The sequence below is a fragment of the Bradyrhizobium sp. USDA 3650 genome, assembly GCF_054057395.1.
Genome location: NZ_JBSRZG010000001.1, coordinates 7,524,165 through 7,543,953, shown reverse-complemented (window position 1 = coordinate 7,543,953; position 19,789 = coordinate 7,524,165). Strand labels below are relative to the sequence as shown.

At 64.5% G+C, this 19,789-nt stretch carries 20 protein-coding genes; 7 read left to right on the top strand and 13 right to left on the bottom strand.

Annotation, left to right across the window (positions count from 1 at the left end):
- Positions 1-82: 82 nt before the first annotated feature.
- The 6 genes from flhB to flgB all read right to left on the bottom strand — a co-directional run bounded on the left by flhB (position 83) and on the right by flgB (position 3,569).
- On the bottom strand, positions 83-1,162 hold the full coding sequence (flhB, locus tag ACVIN2_RS35440; RefSeq protein WP_456769156.1) for a flagellar biosynthesis protein FlhB: 1,080 nt from the start codon (positions 1,160-1,162) through the stop codon (positions 83-85).
- An 11-nt stretch (positions 1,163-1,173) separates the two neighbouring features.
- A complete protein-coding gene (gene fliR, locus ACVIN2_RS35435) occupies positions 1,174-1,944 on the bottom strand; it encodes a flagellar biosynthetic protein FliR (protein ID WP_456769155.1) in 771 nt (256 codons plus the stop codon).
- A gap of 17 nt (positions 1,945-1,961) precedes the next feature.
- Entirely contained in the window at positions 1,962-2,225 is a 264-nt protein-coding gene (fliQ, locus tag ACVIN2_RS35430; RefSeq protein WP_007612284.1) for a flagellar biosynthesis protein FliQ, read from the bottom strand.
- A gap of 173 nt (positions 2,226-2,398) precedes the next feature.
- Positions 2,399-2,707, bottom strand: a complete 309-nt coding sequence (fliE, locus tag ACVIN2_RS35425) for a flagellar hook-basal body complex protein FliE (RefSeq protein ID WP_007612285.1) — start codon at positions 2,705-2,707, stop codon at positions 2,399-2,401.
- 16 nt (positions 2,708-2,723) lie between these two features.
- On the bottom strand, positions 2,724-3,149 hold the full coding sequence (gene flgC, locus ACVIN2_RS35420; RefSeq protein WP_027567607.1) for a flagellar basal body rod protein FlgC: 426 nt from the start codon (positions 3,147-3,149) through the stop codon (positions 2,724-2,726).
- Between the two features lie 15 nt (positions 3,150-3,164).
- A complete protein-coding gene (gene flgB / locus ACVIN2_RS35415) occupies positions 3,165-3,569 on the bottom strand; it encodes a flagellar basal body rod protein FlgB (RefSeq protein WP_027518914.1) in 405 nt (134 codons plus the stop codon).
- Positions 3,570-3,917: 348 nt separating this feature from the next.
- Between flgB and ACVIN2_RS35410 the strand changes: the two genes are divergently transcribed.
- The 3 genes from ACVIN2_RS35410 (at position 3,918) to ACVIN2_RS35400 (ending at position 7,041) form a co-directional block, all read left to right on the top strand.
- Entirely contained in the window at positions 3,918-4,889 is a 972-nt protein-coding gene (locus ACVIN2_RS35410; RefSeq protein WP_456769154.1) for a flagellar biosynthetic protein FliO, read from the top strand.
- Positions 4,886-5,647, top strand: coding sequence for a flagellar type III secretion system pore protein FliP (gene fliP, locus ACVIN2_RS35405; RefSeq protein ID WP_026233171.1), 762 nt, complete (start codon positions 4,886-4,888; stop codon positions 5,645-5,647). Before ACVIN2_RS35410 ends, fliP begins: the two co-directional genes overlap by 4 nt.
- Before the next feature lie 188 nt (positions 5,648-5,835).
- A complete protein-coding gene (locus ACVIN2_RS35400; protein WP_456769153.1) occupies positions 5,836-7,041 on the top strand; it encodes a multidrug effflux MFS transporter in 1,206 nt (401 codons plus the stop codon).
- Positions 7,042-7,206: 165 nt separating this feature from the next.
- Here ACVIN2_RS35400 and ACVIN2_RS35395 read toward each other — a convergent pair whose 3' ends face one another.
- From ACVIN2_RS35395 to fliL, 5 genes are all read right to left on the bottom strand, one after another.
- Positions 7,207-10,965: a tetratricopeptide repeat protein gene (locus ACVIN2_RS35395; RefSeq protein WP_456769152.1), complete on the bottom strand. Its 3,759-nt coding sequence runs from the start codon at positions 10,963-10,965 to the stop codon at positions 7,207-7,209.
- A 102-nt stretch (positions 10,966-11,067) separates the two neighbouring features.
- Positions 11,068-11,826, bottom strand: coding sequence for a MotE family protein (locus ACVIN2_RS35390; RefSeq protein WP_456769151.1), 759 nt, complete (start codon positions 11,824-11,826; stop codon positions 11,068-11,070).
- A 9-nt stretch (positions 11,827-11,835) separates the two neighbouring features.
- Positions 11,836-12,282, bottom strand: a complete 447-nt coding sequence (locus ACVIN2_RS35385; protein WP_106944397.1) for a DUF6468 domain-containing protein — start codon at positions 12,280-12,282, stop codon at positions 11,836-11,838.
- Positions 12,279-13,481 carry a flagellar motor switch protein FliM gene (fliM, locus tag ACVIN2_RS35380; RefSeq protein WP_007602134.1) on the bottom strand — a complete coding sequence of 401 codons (1,203 nt, stop codon included), beginning with the start codon at positions 13,479-13,481 and terminating at the stop codon, positions 12,279-12,281. The genes ACVIN2_RS35385 and fliM overlap by 4 nt, the downstream gene beginning before the upstream one ends.
- Positions 13,482-13,500: 19 nt before the next feature.
- Positions 13,501-14,001: a flagellar basal body-associated protein FliL gene (gene fliL, locus ACVIN2_RS35375; protein WP_456769150.1), complete on the bottom strand. Its 501-nt coding sequence runs from the start codon at positions 13,999-14,001 to the stop codon at positions 13,501-13,503.
- 379 nt (positions 14,002-14,380) lie between these two features.
- Between fliL and flgF the strand changes: the two genes are divergently transcribed.
- The 4 genes from flgF to flgH are packed head-to-tail and all read left to right on the top strand — an operon-like array spanning position 14,381 to position 17,868.
- On the top strand, positions 14,381-15,142 hold the full coding sequence (gene flgF / locus ACVIN2_RS35370) for a flagellar basal-body rod protein FlgF (protein WP_456769149.1): 762 nt from the start codon (positions 14,381-14,383) through the stop codon (positions 15,140-15,142).
- A gap of 16 nt (positions 15,143-15,158) precedes the next feature.
- Positions 15,159-15,947, top strand: a complete 789-nt coding sequence (flgG, locus tag ACVIN2_RS35365) for a flagellar basal-body rod protein FlgG (protein ID WP_007602131.1) — start codon at positions 15,159-15,161, stop codon at positions 15,945-15,947.
- 10 nt (positions 15,948-15,957) lie between these two features.
- The gene (gene flgA, locus ACVIN2_RS35360; protein ID WP_456769148.1) at positions 15,958-17,097 is read left to right on the top strand and encodes a flagellar basal body P-ring formation chaperone FlgA; all 1,140 of its coding nucleotides are present in this window, start codon (positions 15,958-15,960) and stop codon (positions 17,095-17,097) included.
- A gap of 3 nt (positions 17,098-17,100) precedes the next feature.
- Positions 17,101-17,868 (top strand): flagellar basal body L-ring protein FlgH, encoded by a 768-nt coding sequence (flgH, locus tag ACVIN2_RS35355; RefSeq protein WP_456769147.1) that lies wholly within the window; start codon positions 17,101-17,103, stop codon positions 17,866-17,868.
- Between the two features lie 255 nt (positions 17,869-18,123).
- Here flgH and ACVIN2_RS35350 read toward each other — a convergent pair whose 3' ends face one another.
- Together ACVIN2_RS35350 and dksA are read right to left on the bottom strand one after the other, a co-directional pair.
- Entirely contained in the window at positions 18,124-18,903 is a 780-nt protein-coding gene (locus tag ACVIN2_RS35350; protein WP_456769146.1) for a 2-keto-4-pentenoate hydratase, read from the bottom strand.
- 518 nt (positions 18,904-19,421) lie between these two features.
- The gene (gene dksA / locus ACVIN2_RS35345) at positions 19,422-19,787 is read right to left on the bottom strand and encodes an RNA polymerase-binding protein DksA (RefSeq protein WP_008554760.1); all 366 of its coding nucleotides are present in this window, start codon (positions 19,785-19,787) and stop codon (positions 19,422-19,424) included.
- Positions 19,788-19,789 lie beyond the last annotated feature (2 nt).

Sequence of the window (19,789 nt, the reverse complement as noted above, 5' to 3'; positions counted from 1 at the left end):
GGACCCGCAGGCGCAAGGGCAGCAGGGGCGAAAGGTACGCGGATTCCCAGATTACGGCCATTTCCAGTACTTTTCAGGGGTTTTATTGCCGGCCGGCACCGAATCCGCTCTTCAGACGCATGACGTAGCCGATGACTTCGGCGACCGCATGGTAGTGCTCGGTCGGGATTTCCTCGTCGATCTCGACGGTGGCGTAGAGCGCGCGGGCGAGCGGCACGTTCTCGACGATCGGGATATCGTGCTCGCGCGCGATCTCCCGGATCTTGAAAGCGAGGTTGTCGACGCCCTTGGCGACGCAGATCGGCGCCGACATGCCGCGCTCGTAGGACAGCGCGATCGAATAGTGGGTCGGGTTGGTGATGATCACGGAGGCCTTGGGAACCGCCGCCATCATGCGCTTCTTGGAGCGCTGCTGGCGCAACTGCCTCAGCTTGCCCTTGATGTGCGGGTCGCCTTCGGACTGCTTGTACTCTTCCTTGATCTCCTGGAGCGACATCTTCTGCCGCTGGAACCAGCTGCGATACTGGAAGAAATAGTCGCCGATGGCGATGATGGCGAGCGCTGCGACCACCGCGGCGAGCAGATGAATGGTCAGGCTGGTGGAGGCGCCGAGCAGGGCGGCCGGATCGAGCCTGACCATCGCCTCCATGCGATGCCGCTCCGGCCACAGGATCACGGTCATGACCGCGCCGAGCACGATCAGCTTGCCGAGACCCTTGAGGAAGTTCGCCGCCGCTTGCTTGCCGAAGATGCGCTTGAGGCCTTCGGCAGGCGACAGCTTGCTGAACTTGGGCTTGAGGGATTCAGCCGACCAGACCAGGCGGTGCTGCAGCACGTTGCCGGCAATTGCCGCGAGTACCAGCATCAGCAGCGGCACGCCCACCGCCGCGAGCACCGCGACTTCGATCTGCTGCATCAGGGCGAGCAGAGCCCTGCCGTCGGTCTTGATCATCCAGGAATTGGCGAGCAGGTTGCGCATCGACGCCAACAGCCCGCTGCCGACCGATCCCGAGAAGCTTGAGACCACGAGCGTGGCGCCCGCGATCATGAACCAGGTGTTGATCTCCTGGCTCTTGGCGACGTCACCGCGTTCGAGCGCCTCTTCGAGACGTTTTTGCGTCGGGTCTTCTGTTTGACTCTCTGGATCGTTGTCTTCCGCCATCGATCACCCGGTCACTTGAGTGGCATCATCTGGTGCATGACACCGATGAAATAGTCGAGATAGGTGCCCATCATCGCCGTGAGCACCACGGCGAGCACCAGGAAGCCGGCGAAGATCGAGAGCGGCACGCCGACGAAATAGACCTGCATCTGCGGCATCAGCCGCGCCAGCACACCGAGCCCGATGTTGAAGACGAGGCCGAACACCAGGAACGGGCCGGAAAGTTGCAAGCCCAGGCGGAACGCTGCGGCAAAGGCGCGCGTCGCCAGCGCGGCGACATCGGCGCTCGACACGGTCTCGCCCGGCGCGAAGATCGTATAGCTGTCGTTCAGTGCCGCGATCACCAGATGATGACTGTCGGTGGCGAACAGCAGCGTGACCCCCAGTATCGTCAGGAAGTTGCCGACCAGCACGCCCTGCTGTCCCTGCGTCGGATCGACCGAGGTGACGAAGCCGAGCCCCATCTGCTGCGCGATCACGGAACCGGCAACCTGCAGCGCCGACAACGTCACCCGCGCGGTCGCTCCCAGCACGATGCCGATCACGATCTCATGCAGCATCAGGACCAGCAGCGGCGCGATCGAGCCCATGTCGACCTGATAGGCGTTGCGATGCAGCGGCAGGATGATCAGCGTGAGCAGCAGCGCGATCGACAGTTTGATCCGTGTCGGGATATTGGTCTCGCCCAGGCCCGGCAACAGCATCACCATCGCGCCGACCCGGGCAAAGGCGAGCATGAAGGAGGCGGCAAGCGCCGGCAGCAGCGAGACGTCGATGCGCATGACGGGCGCATAGTGCCTCAGCCGCCGATGATTCGCGACGATATCCGCAGCATGTGGGAATGCAGCGCGTCGGCCATGAACGGCAAGGCCAACAGCATTGTGGCAAAGATCGCCAGGATCTTCGGCACGTAGATCAGCGTCTGCTCCTGGATCTGCGTCAGCGCCTGGAACAGCGACACGACGACGCCGACCACGAGGCCGACCACCATCAGGGGCGACGACACGATCACGATGGTCCAGATCGCATCACGCGCGACGTCGAGGGTTTCCGGTCCGGTCATTTCGCAGTTCCTTTGTCTTATTCCTCGCCTCCCACCGCTCTTGCGAGCGATGCGAAGGCCTATCCCCCGTCATTGCGAGCGTAGCGAAGCAATCCAGATTGCCACCGCGGAAAGATTCTGGATTGCTTCGCTGCGCTCGCAATGACGGTTGGGGCAGGCGCGAGCGCCAAAAATCAGATCGGCATCTTCATGATGTCTTCATAGGCAGCGATCACGCGGTCGCGGACCGAGACCAGCGTGGACACGGCGACGTCGGTGTCTGCGACCGCCGTCACCACGTCCATCACGTTGGCCTTGCCGGCGGCCATCGCCACCGTCTGCGCATCGGATTTGCGGCCGGACTCCAGGACGCTGCCGACAGTGTCTTTCAGAAGAGAGGCGAAGGACTGCCCGCTCGGCTCGCTGCCCTTGCCGGCACCGCTGTTCTCCAGCACGCGGGCAAGGTTTGCATAGGCGTTGGCGGCAATTGTCGGTGTTGCCATGGTTCAAATGTCCTGTTCAGCTCTTGAGGATGTCGAGGGTGCGCTGGATCATCCGGCGCGTCGCGCTGATGATGTTGAGATTGGCCTCGTACGACCGCTGCGCGTCGCGCATGTCGGTCATCTCGACCACCGAGTTCACGTTGGGATATTTGACGTTGCCGGTCGCATCCGCTGCCGGATTGTTCGGCTCGTATTTGGTGCGGAAATTGGACTGGTCGGGCTTGATCCTGCCGAGGGTGACGACCTGCGCGTCGAGCGTGCGGTCGAGCGCGGAGGAGAAGGTCGGCACCTTGCGCCGGTAAGGATCGCCGCCGGCGCTCTGCGACGTCGAATCCGCATTCGCGATGTTTTCCGAGATCACCCGCATGCGCCCGGCCTGCGCCCGCAGACCGGAGGTCGCGATCGCCATCGAACGGGCAAAGTCGCTGCTGTCATTCGCCATGATCTATCTCCAGCCCTAGCCTTTGCCGATCGCGGTCTTGAGCAGGTGCAGGCTCTTCGAATAGAGCGAGGTCGCCGCCGCATAATCCATCTGGTTGCTGGCGGCCTTCATCATCTCCTCTTCGAGATTGACGGCGTTGCCGGCGGGGCGGGTCTCAAAACCCGCATTCTTGTTCTGGTCGAATCCGGAGGCCGCGCCTGAGGGCGCCATGTGGGAACCGCTGGTGCGGGTAAGCGCCAAGGGGCCCATCGAACCCGTGACGGCGCCAGCCTTGTCCAGTTTTGGCTCGACCAGGTCGCGCGGCCGGAATTTGGGCGTATCGGAATTGGAGACGTTCTCGGACAGGACGCGCTGGCGCTCCTGGTGCCATTGCATCTTGGTGCGAAGCGCCGAGAGCACCGGAAGATCGTTGATGGACATCGTTGCGGCTCCTTCCGCCCCTCGGACCAGATCCGAAGCTAGGCAGAATTTGCCGCCTGTATGGTTAACAGCTGGTTAAGGAGGTCGCAGGCAGTTGTCCCCCGCCGGGACATGGATGCGCGCGCCCCGTGATTCTACGCCTCCAAAAGCGGCATTAACCCAACCGTTTGGCGGCGCGTGCACAGGCCAAGAAGTCGTTTTGGATCGAGCGATTCATGGGTTATTAAGAGTTGGGGACGGCAAAACTTGCCGTGGGACGTTAAGAAATCGCAGTTTGGGGCAACGTAAGCCGGTGGTTGGCGCATCTGACCACGGGCCCGAGACGAGCGCCATTTGTCGGGGACAAGTATGCAAGGCAGCCCTATCACCTTCATCGTCGCGTTCATCGTCGTTCTGGCGTTGATCGGCGTCGCTGCATGGCTGGTTCGCCGATTCGCCACCAGCCGGCTCGGCGCCAACACCCAGCGCGGCCGGATGCCCCGGCTCGCCGTGATCGATGCCGCCGCGGTCGACGGCCGCCGCCGCCTGGTGCTGGTCCGGCGCGACAATGTCGAGCATCTGCTGATGATCGGCGGCCCCACCGACATCGTCGTCGAACCCAACATCGTGCGCGCGGCGCCCGGCCGCGACCAGCTCCCGCAGCGTCCCAATGCCGCCGAGCCGCCGCGTCTTGCGCCGATGCATGATACCAGCAGCTGGGCCGACGAAGCACCGCGGCCCGAGCTGCTCGATCATCCCGAGCCGCACATGCCCGAGCCGCCACCGCGGCCCACGCGCCCCTCCTTCGCCGACGAAGTGCGCCGGCCGACTCCCGCGATGGCCGAACGCCGCAACGAGCCGCCATTGGGCGGCTTCACCTCCGAGCCGATCGCGCCGCGCCCCGAGCGCGAACTGCGTCCCGAACCTGTTCCGCCGCGCGTTGCGCGCAACGAACCCCCTCTGATGCCGCGTCCGCCGCGCCAGAGCGAGCCGGTGAAGGCGCCTCCGGTGCGCGCCGAGCGCGTCGCCGCGCCTCCTCCGCCTGTGCCGCAGGCTCCGCCCGTTCCGCCGCCGGCGCCCGCTCCCGCGGCGCCATCGAGCGCCGAGCAGAATCTCGCCGAGATGGCGCAGCGGCTCGAAGCTGCGCTGCGCCGCCCCGCCGGCGAGACGCTTGCCCCTCCGGTCGCCCCGGAGCCCCCGGCCGCTCCCCCGCGTGTGGCCCGCAGCGAGCCGCCGGCACCACCGGCCCCTGCCGCAAAGCCGGCCCCGGAAAAGACCAGCTTTGAAAATCTCGAAGACGAGATGGCCTCGTTGCTCGGCCGTCCGAAGCCGTCTTCGTGAGGCTGCCGGCCCTCCCGCGTAGAGTTTTTCTTCTTTCTGTCCTGATCGGCGCGGCTTCGCTCGCGATGCCGGCGCATGCGCAGGACATCAGCATCAATCTCGGCGGCGGAGGCGCTGGCGGCGGCGGCGTCACCGAGCGTGCGATCCAGCTGATCGCGCTGCTGACGGTGCTGTCGATCGCCCCGTCGATCCTGATCATGATGACGTCGTTCACGCGCATCGTGGTCGTGCTGTCGCTGCTGCGCACCGCGATGGGCACCGCGACCGCCCCGCCGAACTCGGTGATCATCGCGTTGGCGATGTTCCTCACCTTCTTCGTGATGGGACCCGTCCTGCAAAAATCCTACGACGAAGGCATCCGTCCGCTGGTCGCCAATCAGCTCGGCGTCGAGGACGCGCTTCAGCGCGCCTCCGTCCCCCTGCGCGGCTTCATGCAGAAGAACGTGCGCGAGAAGGACCTCAAGCTGTTCCTGGATCTCTCCGGCGAGCCGCCGCCCGCCACTCCCGACGACCTCGGCTTACGCATCCTTGTCCCCGCCTTCATGATCTCGGAGCTGAAGCGCGCCTTCGAGATCGGCTTTCTGCTCTTCCTTCCGTTCCTGATCATCGATCTCGTCGTCGCCTCCGTGCTGATGTCGATGGGCATGATGATGCTGCCGCCGGCAACCATCTCGCTGCCGTTCAAGCTGATCTTCTTCGTGCTCGTCGACGGCTGGTCGCTGGTGGCAGGGAGCCTGGTGCAGAGTTACGGGGGCTAGCGGGCCCGGGGACCGGCCACCGCCCCCATCCTCTGTGACCCAAGGCTTGTAGGCGTGCACTTGAGCTTACCAGCGCAAGGCGGACCGTGAGCGCGTTCGGCGGTTCGTGACATACCGGAATATGCTCAGGTTGCGCATTCAATGGGTCGTTGATATGATGGTTATCATTCATTGATCCGAAGCGGCTTATGACCAGCAACGTCGAAGACCGTCCGCTCGCTCGAGACGTGCCGCTTGGTCTTCAGGTCGCCGTTCTTGCTGCGTTGTCTGCGAGTGGCACGTTGGCCACCAACATTCTGTTGCCTTCGCTACCGAGTATCGCCGTCGCGGTAGGCGTCTCCAGCGCTCAGGTAACGTCAGCTATCACCATATTCCTCGCCATGTTCGCGGTCGGACAACTTGTTGTCGGTCCGTTGTCGGATCGTTTCGGCCGGCGCGTACCCGTGATGATCGGATTTGCTGTATTTTTCGCAGGTAGCATATGGTGCGCGTTAGCCAATGATTTGGCGGCACTATTGATTGGTCGCGTTGTGCAGGCCGGTGGCGCATGTGCCACGTCTGTCCTTTCGCGAGCTATCGCAAGAGATCTTTTTCAGGGCGAAAAGCTAGCGCGCGTGCTCACCTTTGTTATGGTTGCGATGGCAGCAGCGCCCGGATTCTCGCCACTGGTCGGTGGCGCGCTGGATCATTTTTTTGGCTGGCGTTCAGCATTTGTGTTCGTCGGAATCTTCGCTGTCGTCGCCGCTTCGGCATTTCTTGCGGCTTTCGGAGAAACGCACCACGCGCCACGCGCCGAGTTCGATTTCTCGACGATCGCCAAGAATTACTGGTCGCTATCGACTGACCGCCGTTTCGTGGTTCCTGCCGCAACTGTTAGCCTCATCTTAGGTGCGCTGTTTGCAATGTTTTCGGCGTTGCCGCGTGTCTTGATAGAAGGCCTCGACTTCACGCCCATGCAACTCGGCCTGTTCTTCGCAGGCACTGTCATGATCGTCTTTAGCGCTGGCATTATCGCTACAAAAATCGTTCCGCACCTTGGTCTCGACCGATCGATTTGCATCGGCCTCGCGCTGGCCTGTGTCGGTGGCGGCATGGTGTTGCTATTCGCTCTTTTCGACGGGCGCTTTCTGCCATTTCTTGTCGGCGCATGCGTATTCCTGCTAGGCATGGGCATGGTCAATCCGCTCTGCAGCGCGCAAGCTCTTTCGCCGTTCGGCGATCGCGCCGGTGCTGCCTCGGCCCTGTTGGGTTTCTGGCAGATGTTGGCCGCTGCGCTGGGCGTATCGCTTGCGGCGGCGATCGCAAGGAACCCTATGATCGGGCTTGGTCTTGTGCTTGTGCTTGCGTCGACTTTGGGCTCGGCAATTTATCAGGTGCGGGTAAAGCTCCATTAAGCCCGTTAACGTCGCTTGCTGGCCTTAGCTGCTTCGCTGTTTCTCCACGCGGGCTGATCAGGTTGATGAGTACGCGCTCCTGGGCGATCGTCTTCGGCCCCTGCCCGTCACTTCGAGGAGCTTGCTCACGGACACCTCTCGCGAGGCCCAGAAGGAGCAGCGATCCTACCGCGTCATCTTGATCTGCCGCACGACGGGAATCGTGGGCAGCGAGCCGGTGTGATCAGATTCGTCCTTGGCCTGCGGCGAGGCCGGCGCGCGGGCGGTGGCATCGGGGAAGCGCTGCTTCATCTCGCGCAGGAAGCCATCGAGCGTGTCGACGCTGGCAGCCAGCTTGGCGATATCGGCAAATTCGGCGCTGGAGGCGCCGGTCGGTTTGCTCGCGATGTCGAACGCGAGCCGATCGGCGCTCTCGCTCATCAGGGGCGCATATTTCTCGCGGAAGCGCGACATGCCGATCGAGTCGTCGGCGAGCGCATAACCGACGGCCGCGCGGATGATGTCGCTTTTCTCCACCGCGTTGAGCGGCTTGAAGTCGCGGAAACGCTCGCCGTAATAAAGCTCGATCTGCTCGGCCGATTCACGCCAGCGCCGCGCCGCCCAGAAGATGTCCGAGCGTAGCCGCAGCACCTCGCGTCCTGTAACGTTGGAGACGATGTCGAGCGCGAGATCGTGGCGGCCGACGTCGCTTTGCGCACGCGCCTCCAGCAGCAGCCGTTGCTGCCTGAGTTCGCCCGAGAGGTCGCTGATACGGCTCGCGCGCAACGCCGTGATCGCCATGTCGGGTCTGCGGTTGGCGAGATAGATCATGGACAGGCGTGCGGCGACTTGTGCACGCGCCGCGCCTTCAAGGCGGTGGTCCACCTGGTATTGCAGGAGCTCGGCGGCCTGGTCGAGCAGATCGATCGAGGCGAGACGGTCGGAGAGGCGTCGGATCAGTTCGTCGCCGCGGCGGCCGATCGGCGTCAGCTCGCGGAACTCGTAGAACATCCCCAGCGCTTCGATCGGCGGCAGCTCGTCGCCCTTGGGCCCCAGGAAGATCTGCGTGAATAGGTCGGAGGCGAGGTCCTGCGCCTGGCGCGAGGCTTCCGCGTTCGGCTGCAGCTTTGTCGCGGTGCGCGCCGCGGTGAGCGCGTCCCGGTAGCGCCCGTTCTCGGCAAACATCTGCGACAGCATCTGGAGCGTCTTGACCTCGATCGAGTCGCCGCGCCAGGTCATCGAGAGCGTTTCGAGCTCGCGCAGCGCGTCTTCCTTGCCGATCTCGTCGCGCTTCTGCCGCAGCGCGACCTCGAGCTGCTTGGCCTCGGCCGCAGCCGGGCGGTCCGACGAGCCGACCGCGAACTTGTAGTCGTCGAGCGCGTCCTTGTCGTGGCCGAGCGCCTCGGCGAGCCGGCCGCGCAGCACGGCAAAGCCGGGCGCGGCCTCGGGCGAGACGCCGACCACCTCGAGCTCGCTGCGGCGCTTGGAGGCGCCGGCATAGTCCTTCACCTCGAGCGAAGCGCGCATCGCCTCCATCGTCACGATGCGCTGGATGTCGAGCGGCAGCGAGGCGATGGCGAACTCGACGTTCTTGAACTTCTCGCGTGCGTCCGCCCATTTGCCCTGGCGCGCATAGGCAAGCGCCTTCCAGAGCTGGGAATCGTGACTGTTGCCGATCACGGGGTTGGCGAGGTCCTTCAGGCCCTGTGCCGGCCGGCCGATCAGGATGCTCGCGATCGCATGCATGATCAGCGCACCGCTCTCCTCCTTGTTGAGAGGATCGGCCAGCATCAATTCGGTGACGGCCTTGGCCTCATGATACATCGCGCGCGACATGTAGAATTGCGCGAGGTCGAGCCGCGGCAGCGAACGCATCGCCGGTTCGACGTTGGAGATCGCCGTGATCAGCTCGTTCTGGCGCGCTATGAAATTTTCCGACTGGCCCTTGCGCCAGCCTTCGGGGCTGAAGACCGGCCGCACCGCGGTCGGCGCGCGCTCGGCCGAGATGTCGACCGGCGACAGGGTCAGCCCACCCTTCTTGCCGAGGATGACCTTGTCGGCCCCGACTTCGACGCCGACCTCGTCGGAATTCGGCCGGATCGCGATGCCATGCGCGGATTCCAGCAGCGCGAGATCGACGAGGTCCTGCCGCTTGATGAAACCGCGCACCGGCCGCTGTGCGGTGATGACATAGAGCGTGTCGCCGGCATCGGGATCGGTGAGCTTGTGCAGGAGCCCCGGATTGGCGAAGGGGATCGCGATGTTGGCAAGCGCCGGGTCGGTGATGTTGCGCGAGATCATCAGCGGCAGCGGCGTCGCCTGGATCTTGTCGGCGAGGGTCAAGAGCCAGTTGGTCTGCTTGCCGACCTCCTCGCTCGTCAGCGAATAGACCAGCGGCCGGGTGAGACGGATGCGCACCGCCTGTCCCTTCTCGAGCGGGACCCGGCCGACTTCCCCGATCATCGCACCGCCTTTGGTGCGGATCGCCTCGACGTCGATCGGCTTCGCCGTATCGAACACCAGCCAGACGGTATCACCACGGCGGAACGCCGCCGCAGGCGTTGCGACCTGAAGCGGGAAGGTCACGCGCAGGCCGTCGCTGTCGCGGCGGACATCGACGCTGGCACCACTCGGCTGCGGAGCTGCGAGCGCCTCTGCTGGAGCAGCCTTGACGGCCTCCGTGGGCGGCTCCTTGACGGGTTCCTTGGCAGCTTCCTTCACGACCTCTTGAGGCGCTTCGGCCATGACCGGCTTGGCGGGCGCGACCGCAATTTCTGCAACTGGCGCGACCGCCTTTGCAACTTCCTTGACCGCTTCCTTGGGCGCTTGCGCAGCGTGCGCAGCTTCGACCGCAGGAGCCGGCAGCGATTTCGGCGCTTCAGCGGGCGGCATGGCGGCGGGCGCTTCCACCTTCACCTCGGGCTTGACGTCGATCCTGGCTTCGCGCGCGATCGTCTCGGACGTCGGCGGCGCGATCTCGCGATGCGCGTCCTTCGGCTTCTCGACCGCCGGCTTTTCAGGCGCAGGCGCAGGTCCATGAGCGGCGGGCTTGGCCTGCGCGATCGCCGCCTCGGCCGAATTGGCCATCTTGCCCTTGTCCGGCTGGAAGGAGATGTCGACGACGTAGTTCTTCTCGTCGCGGAACGAATGCACGTCGGAATCGCCGATCAGCGCGATCTCGACACTGGTCTGGTCGATGTCGGCCTTCTGCTTGATCGACGCGACGTTCGGCGGCGCTGCGACGACCGCGTCCGCCAGATCGAAATTGAGGTTGGCGTTGAAGGCGAGCGTGAGCTTCTGCTCGTTGAGCACGGAGGACACACCGACGCCGTCGGGCATCTCGAACACGAAGCGGACGAAGGTCGGCTGCACCGAGGCGCGTACGCGGATCTGTGGACGCTTCTTGCTCTCCGCCGCGGCGCGCTGGGCGCGCAGCGCGCGTTCGGCGACGCGCGCACGCTCGGCGAGTTCCTTGACCACGTCCATCGGCAGGCTCGGCGGTGGCCCCTTCCAACCCTCCGGCAAGAGGTCGATGAAGGTTCGTTCGCCGGCATTCATGGTGTTGACGGTGACGCGCCGCGCCAGCGACAGCCGGATGGCGCCGCCGTCGGGATCGCGGCGGGCGGAGTTGACGTAGTCGGGCGCGCCTTCCGGGACGCGGTCGACGGGCACGTCGACCGCCCGGTCGAAGCGGATGACGAGAATGGAGCCGGCCGTCGTCACCTCGGAGGGGACGTCCTCTCCGAGCTTGATCACGAGACGGGCAAAGCCGCCGCCGGCCGAGAAAGTCGCCTCGCCCCTGACAGCATCGGCCGCCCGGACAGGCGCCGTGAAGCCGATCAGCAGGCCGGCTGCCAGCAGCGGCGCCGCGCGGACATGACGCGACAGTCGCCGCGCCAGGGCGCGGGCTCGCGACACAAATCCAGCGGCAGCCTCTCGCGCCATTGGCGGCATTTCTTCCGGTTCGACGGTCTACGCCGGCATTGGTGCCGGCCCCTGCCCCAGACTGTAGATTTTGGCAATTAAGGACTTCTTAAGTATGAGCCCTCAATTCGGCTTTTGCGTCGGCTTGCCGTCGATCTTGGGCAGCTCGCCGGCCCAGGCGGACTGATCGCCGCCGCCATTGGCCCGGCGGGCCATCTCGACCGTCAGCCGCTCGGCGGCCTCCGGCGACATCAATCCCATGATGTCCGACATTTTTCGCGGCGCGATCTGCGAGGCGATCTCGATCAGCACGCCCATTTCGAGCCGGTCAAAGACCCGCGCGGCGTCCTTGGGCTTCATGCCCTCATACATGGTCACGAGACCCTTCATGCGCTGGGCTTCGGCGGCCTTCTGCTCGGCCTGCGTCGCGGAGATACGGGTTTCTACCGCCTTCATCTCCTCGACCTTGTTTTCGATGCGCTTCTCGGCGGATTTCAACAGGCTCTCGCGGATGTCGATCTCGCGCTGGCGGGCCTCGATCTCCTGACGGCGCGACTGCAGGCGTTCCAGGATCGCGCGCTCCGAGGCGGAGATCTGCGGCTGGGCTTCCTCCTTGACCGCCGCGCCTTCGGACTTGGTGTCCGGTGCGGCCGGCTTCGGCGCCTCCTTCGGCGCGCCATGGGTCGAGCCGGTGATATCGGGATCTTCGCGGCTCGCCGGGAAGTTCAGATTCTCCTGCGCCCAGGACTTCTTGGTCGGGCTCGGCTTGTAGTCAAAGACATAGCCGCCATTGATCACAAGACCCGTGACCTTCAGCGTGGCGAGGCCAGCGACGGCAACCAGCACGATCGGAATGACGCGGATGTTGCGAAAAGACTTCATACCCTGACTTTATGCGGCAAGACCGTTGGATCGTCGGCGTTCGGAGAAGGCTTCGGCCGCAGCCGCCACCGCCTTCGCCGACGAGGGCTTGGCTGCGGGCGCGGCGACCATTTCCGGGTTCGTGACGGGGCGCGCGGCGATCGCGATCTTGGACAGCCGCCGCACCACGTTGTCGGCTTCGCCGAGCTGCTTGTAGAGCTGCTCGGACATCTGGGTCGCCGACGCGAGCTGGCTGCCGAGGTTCTCGTTGACGTCTCGCACGGCGAGCTTCAGCCCGCCGATCGCGCGCTCGGCGATCTCGGTTGCGGTGATCAGCTCGCCGATGACCGCCTTCAGCGAATGCTCGTCCGCCTTCAGCCGCGTCAGTCGCTTGTTGAGCGTGACGCAGTAGACGATGGTCAGCATCAGCAGGATAGCCACCAGCGTCTCGATCGCCATTCCTAGGGAGTGGTTCATGGGGCCTCCATCATCTTGTTCTGCTCGTCGACCTTTTCGAACATCGCAAGTGTCGTACTTGGCTTGCGCAAGGGTTTCGTCACCCGTATCGCGACGCGGTCGCCGACCCGGCCCATGCGTCCTTCGGTGATGGTGACGTCGCCGCAGCGAACGGTGACGTTGGCATCCGCGCGCATGTCCAGCGGCAGCGTGTCACCGACCTTCAGTCGCATCAACTGCTTGAGCGGAATGTCGGCTTCGTAGAGCACGGCGTCGACGGAGATCTCGGCCTGGACGATCTCGGTGGCGAAATGACCTTCCCAGATCTGGTCGCGGCCGAACTTTTCGCCCATGAACATCTGGAGCAGGACGCCCCGGATCGGCTCGATGGTCGCGTAAGGCAGCAGGAGCTCGATGTTGCCGCCGCGATCTTCCATGTCGATGCGCAGGCGCACCAGGATCGCGGCGTTGGCAGGACGGCTAATCGCGGCGAAACGCGGGTTGGTCTCGAGCCGGTCGATGGTGAAGGTCACCGGCGACAGCGGCCGGAACGCCTGTTCGGCATCGGTCATGACGACTTCGACGAGCCGCTTGACAAGCTCAGTCTCGATCGTGGTGTAGGGCCGGCCCTCGATGCGCAGCTGGCTCGAGCCGCGGCGGCCGCCGAGCAGCACGTCGATCATCGAGTAGATCAGGCTGGAATCGACCACGGCCATGCCGAAATTGTCCCACTCTTCGGCCTTGAAGACGGTGAGGACGGCGGGCAGCGGGATCGAGTTCATGTAGTCGCCGAAGCGCACCGAGGTGATGCGGTCGAGCGAGACTTCGACGTTGTCGGAGGTGAAATTGCGCAAGGAGGTCGTCAGCAATCGCACCAGGCGGTCGAAGACGATTTCGAGCATCGGCAGACGCTCGTATGAAACCATCGCCGAATCGATGATGGCGCGAATGCCGGAATGATCGTCGAGCGTGACGTCGCCGACCGCGAAGCCCAGGAGGTTGTCGATCTCCTCCTGCGACAGCACCCGTTCGCCGGAATTCTTGCCGGCGCCGAGATCGCGGCTGCCATCCTCGACCATGGCCGCCCATTGCAGGGCCATGGTCTCCGATAGTTCGTTTTCGGCAGCAGCCTTCGCGGCCTCGGCGGGATCCTCGGAATCGAGCGAGGCCTCCCATTGGGCGGCAATTGCATCCTGGTCTGGTTGGTCGGTGCCTGCCATGATCCCTAGCCCGTCATGCTCACTGGATCACGACTTCCTTGAACAGCACCGCGCTGACCTGGACCGGCGCGACCGCGGCGTTGACGCGCTTGGTCAGCTCTTCCTTGAGGCGGAAGATGCCGGCGGAACCGTTGAGGTCGGAGGAGCGCAGCTCGCGCGCATAGGTCTGGAAGATATCGGTGATGCGCGGCATCGTCGGCTTGATCGCCTCGACCTGCTTCTCTTCCTTCAGCTCCAGCACGATCTTGAGCTTCAGATATTGCACGCGCTCGCCCGGCGCGCCGGCGAGGTTGACCATGATATCGGGAACCTCGACGAAAGACGGCGGCTTCGGCGGAGGCGCCGCCTCGGCGTGATGCTCGTCGTCGCCGTGACGGAAAAAGAAGAACCAGGTCGCGGCGCCGCCGCCGAGAACGGCGAGCAGGCCCACCGCCATGATCATCAGCTTGAACTTGTTCTTGGGCGGAGCGGCTTGCGCGCCCTCAGCGGCTGCGCCGCCATCCGCTTCATTCTCTGCCATGATCGCCGCGCTCGCTCATCTCTCAAAGGGGTCGAAAGAGCGAAGCTCCTGGCAGACAGTGACGCGATACAAATGCCCCAGCGCAGTGCTCCTCTTACGCCCAAACGCTACGGTAATAATGGTTAACGGAACCTTTCGATCGGGCCTTCGCTAGGAAAAATCTGCCGGGCAAACATGGCTAACAGACCCTTTCTGCCGCCTCCCCGTGCCCTCGAAAAACAGTCAACACATTGAAATTGAAAAGTTTTCCAGCTTGGCACGAGTTTCGCTGAGAAAGGATCGAGACCCAGGGTTTGGGAGAACCCGAGGTCTCGTTCACGGGATCGGCCACTGCGCTTGGGAGAGCGAGCTGGCGGATCTCACTCAGGGGAGATTTCCGATGCAGAACGCGCTTCTGATCGGCTTGTCACGACAGATGACGTTGGAACGGCAGATGGATGTCATCGCCAACAACGTCGCCAACGCCAACACCAACGGCTTCAAGGCCGACCATTCGCTGTTCGAGGAGTACCTCAACTCGAACGCGCGTGAGGACAATTTCGTCGGCTCCGACCGCCGGGTCTCCTATGTGCAGGATCGCGGCACCTTCCGCGACGTCGGCCAGGGGCCGATGGAGCCGACCAAGAATCCGCTCGACATGGCGATCAGCGGTAACGCCTATTTCGCCGTGCAGGCCAATGGCGCCGAGCGCTACACCCGCGACGGCAAATTCTCGCTCAACAGCACCGGCCAGCTCGTCACCTCCGACGGCAACCTCGTGCTGGGCACCAGCGGCCCGATCACCTTCCAGCCGACCGATCACGACATCAACGTCGCGCCGGACGGCACCGTCACGGTGCTCGAGGGCACGGCCAAGAACGACTCGATCCGCGGCAAGATCCGCATGGCCTCGTTCGACGATCCGGCCAAGCTGACCAAGCTCGGCGCCAACCTTTACAACATCGGCTCCGCGGTCCCGCAGACCGACACCAAGTCGACCGTGCAGCAAGGCTATGTCGAGAAGTCGAACGTGAACTCGGTCGGCGAGATGAGCCGCATGGTCGAGGTCATGCGCAGCTACACCGCCATGGCCACCCTGCTCCAGCAGCAGAGTGACATGCACAAATCGGCGATCGAGAAGCTCGCCGACGTTCCGGCCTGATTGAGGGAGAACTGACATGCAGGCGCTTCACACCGCAGCAACCGGAATGGCGGCACAGGAACTCAACGTTCAGGTGATCTCCAACAACATCGCGAACCTGCGCACCACCGGCTTCAAGAAGCAGACCGCGGCGTTCCAGGACCTGATCTACGAACACGTCCGCCGGGTCGGCGCCCAGTCGTCCGACCAGGGCACCATCCTGCCCGTCGGCGTCGACATCGGCGGCGGCGTCAAGACCGTCGGCACGCCGCGCAGCATGACCCAGGGCACGCTGTCGCAGACCGGCAACGACCTCGACATGGCCATCACGGGCGAAGGCTTCTTCAAGATCCTGATGCCCGACGGCAGCTACCAGTACACCCGCGACGGCACCTTCCAGATGGACAATCAGGGGCGCATCGTCACGGCGCAGGGCAACCCGGTGCAACCGACGATCACGATCCCGAACAACGCCTCGGGCCTCACCATCAACGTGCAGGGCCAGGTCTCGGTGACGCTGCCGGGTTCATCGACCTCGGCCGTCCAGGGCCAGATCGGCCTGACCCGATTCATCAACAAGGCGGGCCTTCAGCCGGTCGGCAACAATCAGTTCACCGAGACGCCCTCCTCCGGCCCGCCGCAGGACGGCACCGCGAGCTCCGAAGGTTTCGGCAACATCACCCAGAGCAGCCTCGAGCAGGCCAATGTCGACGTCGTCTCGGAAATGAGCGACCTGATCGCCGCCCAGCGCGCCTACGAGATGAACGCCAAGGTGATCAGCGCCGCCGACCAGATGATGCAGTCGACCACGGCGCTGTTCCGCTGAGGTGATGACGATGATCCGCACCGCCCTCGCCACCATCTCCGCTCTCCTCGTGCTGGCGCTGCCCGCACGGGCCGCCGACGATTTCATCGCGACGCCGACGCTGCGCGCGAGCATCACCGTGACCTCGGACGTGGTGCGGGTCGGCGATCTCATCGACAATGCCGGCTCGGCCGCGCTGATCCCGGTCTACCGCTCGCCCGATCTCGGCACCACCGGTGCGCTGCCGGTCGCGCAAGTGCTGGCGGTGTTGCGCGCAAAGCAGGTGATCGGCGTGATGACCGGCGACCTCAAGGAGGTCCAGGTCACCCGTCTCGCCCGCACGCTCGTGAACAAGGACCTCGAAACCGCGGTCGCCGCGGCGCTCGAGCGCCGCTTCGGACTTGGCGACGCCGCCAACATCACCGTCACGTTCGACCGCGGCATCGCCGACATGCGGTTGGATGCCTCCAACACCGGCGTGCTGCAGCCAGTCGCAACCCGCTACGACGCCCGCAGCGGCCGTTTCGACATCGCCTTCGAGATCAACAACGACAACAATCCGGCGCCGACCAAGCTGCGTTTCACCGGCAACGCGATCGAGACGGTGGAAGTAGCCGTGCTGACGCGCGACATCGATCGCGTCGATCTCCTGAAGGCCTCCGACGTCGCCATGGAACGCCGGCCGAAGGCCGAGGTCACGGGTGAGGCCGCCTCGCGCGATCGCACGCTCGGCATGCAGCTCCGCCGGCCGATGCGGGCGGGGACGCCGATCCGCGTCGCCGACATCGTCAAGCCCGACTTCGTGCAGCGCGACCAGAACGTCACCGTCATCTATCAGGTCCCCGGAATCTATCTCACCACGCGCGGCAAGGCGATCGAGAGCGGCGCCGAGGGCGACACCATCAGCGTGCTCAACCTGCAGACCAAGCGCACGCTGAGCGGCGTCGTCACCGGCCGCGGCCAGGTGACGGTCCAGGGCGCCAGCCAGGCCGCGCCGATGCCGGCCGCGGTCGAGCAGACCTCGTCGCTCAAGCGCGACGAGGCGCCCGCCCCCGTCGATACCGCAGCCCTCGTCCGGAACCTGGTCCAGGCCCCGGCATCGCCGGCCCAGATCGCGCAAGCCCAGATCCCGCAAGTTCGCGTCTCGCAAGCTCCAGCCAAGTCAGAGTAAGTCATGTCCACGTTCAGTTCGGCTTTTCGGCCCCGTCGCATCGCGATCTCTGCCCTGCTGCTGGCGACTTGCACGCTGGCGAGCGGCTGCTCCTCGATCGACCGTTTGTCGCAGATCGGCGAGCAGCCGAAATTGTCGGCGATCGACAATCCGACGACGCAGCCCGGCTACAAGCCAGTGCAGATGCCGATGCCGAAGCCGGAAGTCGCCTCCTACAATCCGAACTCGCTGTGGCGGAACGGCAGCCGCGCCTTCTTCAAGGACCAACGCGCCCATCAGGTCGGCGATCTCCTGACGGTGGCCGTGAACATCACCGACAAGGCCAATATCGAAAACGACACCCAGCGCAGCCGCACCAACAAGGAAGATTCCGGGATCACCGACTTCATCGGCGCCAAGACATTGGGCGCCCAAGCACAGAAGGTCTTGCCCGGCCGTATCCTCACCGCCGACTCGACCGCGTCCAGCGAGGGCAAAGGAAGCGTGGACCGCAAGGAAGCGTTGCAGACCAACGTCGCGGCCGTCGTCACCCAGGTCCTGCCCAACGGCAACCTCGTGGTCGAAGGCAAGCAGGAGATCCGCGTCAACTACGAAATCCGCGAGCTCATCGTCGCCGGCATCGTCCGTCCCGAAGACATCCAGAGCGACAACACCATCGATTCCACCAAGATCGCGCAGGCCCGCATCGCCTACGGCGGCCGCGGCCAGATCATGGACGTGCAGCAACCGCGCTACGGCCAGCAAGTCATGGACGTGCTGCTGCCCTTCTAGCCTTCTCCCGAGCTCCCACATCGTGTTCGCGAACCTAGGCGCGGACGACGATGTACAACGCGGCCCTCGCTAGCTCCCCTGGCGAGGGCCGCATGTATTTTGGCGATGGTGCCGCTGCGTACAGCCGGCCAGGTGCACGATCGTAGCGACGCCGCGGCCCCAACCTCCGTCATTGCGAGCGCAGCGAAGCAATCCAGAGCCTCTCCGCGGAGGGACTCTTGATTGCTTTGCTTCGCTCGCAAGGACGCGGAGAGATCACGTAAACTCCGCCTCCACCGTCCCCAGCCCGTCCAGTTCCATCCGCACCTTGTCGCCGGCCTTCAGCCACAGCGTCTTGACCAGGCTCCCCGTCAGCACCAGCTGTCCCGCGTGAAGACCCTTGCCCTCGGCGGCGAGATGGTTGGCGAGCCAGGCGAGTGCGTTGTGGGGATGGCCGAGCACGTCGGCGCCGGTGCCGTGGCTGACCTCTTCTCCGTTGACGATGGCGCGGCCTTTGATGGCCTTCAGGTCCGGCACCGACGAGCGCGGCACGACCTCGCCCAGCACGCAGCCGGCGGCGAAGAAATCGTCGGCGATCAACGTCGGCGCGCCCATCGTCTCCCACTTCACATAGCGGTCGTCGACGATCTCGATCGCGGGATGATAGGCCTCGACGGCTTCGCCGACCCATTCGGCCGTGAACGGCGCCTCGCCGGCGGCGAGATTGCGCTTCAGCCGCACCGCGATCTCGCATTCGACGCCGACGCGGACATAGTCGGCAGCCGCGAGCTGCACGCCGCTGTCGTGCACGCCTTTCTGGAACACGCCGCCGCCGCAAGGGTGTGGAATGCCGATGTAATCCTGCATCACCTGGCTGGTGCAGCCGATCTTGTAGCCGACCAGCGGGCCGGCATGCGGCAGCAGCAGATCGTGCAGCGCGCGCTGGACCTGATAGCCCTCGGCTTCATCGGCAGGAGGAACTTCGAGCGCCGCGAGCGGCGCATGGTTGCGGCGCGCCAGCGCGATCGCCTTTGCGGCTGCGAGAATTGTGTCCATCGGCGCCCGCTCCTACACACCACAATCGAGGGCGGTACTTCAGCATCCCCGCCGGGGCGTGACAAGCGCGGGGCCGCGCGGCCGCACGTCATTGCCAGCCCGAGCTGGAATGAGCTGCGGGCGCTGATCGGCCACATCACGGCAAGCCTCATCGGCTGCGCCGGCGTTTAAGGAAATATTGAGCTGGTCCGGGCTATATGGGGATGCGCACCTTGCAGCGTCGCACCAGGCCTGATTGCAGCAATGCCTGAAGCTGCTGGACCAGTGCCTCAGCATTCGAGTCGATGTCCTTGATGCGATTCGCAAAACCTCCCGCACTTGAAGTGAAGGCTGTTTCTCATCTGAACTCACGTGAGCTCGGAGGAGTTGAGTCTAGCCCATTGATCGCGATTCACTTTTCGTGATTCCGCTCGCGCGCCGAACGCACGGTTGCAAGCGACAGGCAAAATGCTGATCACGACGCGAAAAGGCGCGCCTTGCGTTCAAAAACAAAGAGCCGCATCGCTGCGGCTCGGACTCTATTCGTCGCGATAGACCTTCTCGCGTTTCTCGTGGCGCTCCTGCGCCTCCACCGAGAGCGTCGCGATGGGACGGGCCTCGAGCCGCTTCAACGAGATCGGCTCGCCGGTGTCCTCGCAATAGCCATAGGTGTTGTCCTCGATACGCTGGAGCGCGGCGTCGATCTTGGCGATCAACTTGCGCTGGCGGTCGCGGGCACGGAGTTCGATGGCGCGGTCGGTTTCGGACGATGCCCGATCGGCGAGATCGGGGTGGTTCACGTTCTCCTCCTGCAGCGCTTGCAGGGTGAGCTTGGACTCTTTGAGGATCTCATCCTTCCAGGCGAGGAGCTTCAAGCGGAAGTACTCCTTCTGCCTGTCGTTCATGA

What these genes read in the sequence shown, in the direction of transcription:
- flhB (WP_456769156.1), bottom strand. Translation starts at nt 1,162, where the DNA reads ATGGCGGAAGACAACGATCCAGAGAGTCAAACAGAAGACCCGACGCAA.
- fliR (WP_456769155.1), bottom strand. Translation starts at nt 1,944, where the DNA reads ATGCGCATCGACGTCTCGCTGCTGCCGGCGCTTGCCGCCTCCTTCATG.
- fliQ (WP_007612284.1), bottom strand. Translation starts at nt 2,225, where the DNA reads ATGACCGGACCGGAAACCCTCGACGTCGCGCGTGATGCGATCTGGACC.
- fliE (WP_007612285.1), bottom strand. Translation starts at nt 2,707, where the DNA reads ATGGCAACACCGACAATTGCCGCCAACGCCTATGCAAACCTTGCCCGC.
- flgC (WP_027567607.1), bottom strand. Translation starts at nt 3,149, where the DNA reads ATGGCGAATGACAGCAGCGACTTTGCCCGTTCGATGGCGATCGCGACC.
- flgB (WP_027518914.1), bottom strand. Translation starts at nt 3,569, where the DNA reads ATGTCCATCAACGATCTTCCGGTGCTCTCGGCGCTTCGCACCAAGATG.
- ACVIN2_RS35410 (WP_456769154.1), top strand. Translation starts at nt 3,918, where the DNA reads ATGCAAGGCAGCCCTATCACCTTCATCGTCGCGTTCATCGTCGTTCTG.
- ACVIN2_RS35400 (WP_456769153.1), top strand. Translation starts at nt 5,836, where the DNA reads ATGACCAGCAACGTCGAAGACCGTCCGCTCGCTCGAGACGTGCCGCTT.
- ACVIN2_RS35395 (WP_456769152.1), bottom strand. Translation starts at nt 10,965, where the DNA reads ATGGCGCGAGAGGCTGCCGCTGGATTTGTGTCGCGAGCCCGCGCCCTG.
- ACVIN2_RS35390 (WP_456769151.1), bottom strand. Translation starts at nt 11,826, where the DNA reads ATGAAGTCTTTTCGCAACATCCGCGTCATTCCGATCGTGCTGGTTGCC.
- ACVIN2_RS35385 (WP_106944397.1), bottom strand. Translation starts at nt 12,282, where the DNA reads ATGAACCACTCCCTAGGAATGGCGATCGAGACGCTGGTGGCTATCCTG.
- fliM (WP_007602134.1), bottom strand. Translation starts at nt 13,481, where the DNA reads ATGGCAGGCACCGACCAACCAGACCAGGATGCAATTGCCGCCCAATGG.
- fliL (WP_456769150.1), bottom strand. Translation starts at nt 14,001, where the DNA reads ATGGCAGAGAATGAAGCGGATGGCGGCGCAGCCGCTGAGGGCGCGCAA.
- flgF (WP_456769149.1), top strand. Translation starts at nt 14,381, where the DNA reads ATGCAGAACGCGCTTCTGATCGGCTTGTCACGACAGATGACGTTGGAA.
- flgG (WP_007602131.1), top strand. Translation starts at nt 15,159, where the DNA reads ATGCAGGCGCTTCACACCGCAGCAACCGGAATGGCGGCACAGGAACTC.
- flgA (WP_456769148.1), top strand. Translation starts at nt 15,958, where the DNA reads ATGATCCGCACCGCCCTCGCCACCATCTCCGCTCTCCTCGTGCTGGCG.
- flgH (WP_456769147.1), top strand. Translation starts at nt 17,101, where the DNA reads ATGTCCACGTTCAGTTCGGCTTTTCGGCCCCGTCGCATCGCGATCTCT.
- ACVIN2_RS35350 (WP_456769146.1), bottom strand. Translation starts at nt 18,903, where the DNA reads ATGGACACAATTCTCGCAGCCGCAAAGGCGATCGCGCTGGCGCGCCGC.
- dksA (WP_008554760.1), bottom strand. Translation starts at nt 19,787, where the DNA reads ATGAACGACAGGCAGAAGGAGTACTTCCGCTTGAAGCTCCTCGCCTGG.